Genomic DNA, 1,113 nt, shown 5'->3' with positions numbered 1-1,113 from the left:
CGGAATGAGTGTAAAGGACATTGTAAAAACTACAGGAGTTCCACGTTCCACGTTATATGCAAAGATTAAATGATTTTTAAACTGAATCCGGGGCTGCCATTTGGTGGCCTTTTTTCTTAATGAACTAAAGGGGCAGATTAGTTGCATAAGGGCTCTGGGTAATATTGGCTTTAACTAACTATAATGATGGTTGGATTGTCAATACTAAATCAAACAACTTTTTTAAGGTATAACTTTTTAAACTCTAGAGACCTATTGTGTTACCTCTTATTTTTATCTAACCATTTCTGTACAGTAGCTCCTATAGCAATAGCTCCATGACGTAATTCCTCCATTAAGAATGTATATTCTAAAAAAGTATAAAATCAACAATATAAGGGTTTTATTTCTCTTTATGGTATTATATACAAATATCCTTATTCAATCAAAGAGTAGTATTTTTTGAAAGTATGATTAAACGAAGAAATGATTATTAGGAAGGTGACGTTCGTTCTTGGAAAATACATGTTCAAAATGTAAGACAGTTATGGTTGAGGCTAAACTAGATAGTTATCCCATTAGAAGGTCACAGTGATGAGTAGCACTGTCGCTATTTTTATTGGACTCGCCTCGATGTTTATTGTTTTAGAATATGTGCAGAAGCTAAAGTTTGCCAAATATCAATCAAGTAGCGTTAAACTATATCTAGCACGTGCTGGTGTAGGTACAGTGCTCACTTTTGTATTGTCAGCTACATTGTATTTTCTTTTGAGTTTAAGTTTGGAATACTTCTTCTAAAGATTACTTAGGACCTGATTCAGGAGAGATCACGATATAATAGGTGCTGCAATCATCTATGAAGTTATCATTATAGTATTTACAAAGCTTGTAAGAATTTAAAAGGTAAATACGACTTCTTCACCGACTTTTGTAAAACACGTGGTTAAAAAGGGTTATGATTTAATGATTTAATAGATATTGGAAATTTTTATACAAATGAACGGAGACTGTTTAGATGCATGATATAAAATTTAATTATTTAACTGAATTATGCTTAAGGTATCAGCAAGACAAATTGGTGTCAGGTGTTTCTAATTATGTAGACTCAACCAAGCAGGCATTTGCCGAAATCCA

Annotated in this window: 1 protein-coding gene; it reads left to right on the top strand. The window is 32.5% G+C overall.

Translation table 11 applies throughout. The annotated features are described in order from the left end of the window. Nucleotides 1-573: 573 nt before the first annotated feature. On the top strand, nt 574-777 hold the full coding sequence (locus N9I19_RS24870) for a hypothetical protein (protein ID WP_317779351.1): 204 nt from the start codon (nt 574-576) through the stop codon (nt 775-777). Nucleotides 778-1,113: the final 336 nt, after the last annotated feature.

It is taken from the genome of Peribacillus sp. CSMR9, from assembly GCF_033141925.1.
Taxonomy (GTDB): domain Bacteria; phylum Bacillota; class Bacilli; order Bacillales; family DSM-1321; genus Peribacillus; species Peribacillus simplex_A.
This window is presented reverse-complemented; position numbering and strand designations above follow the sequence as displayed.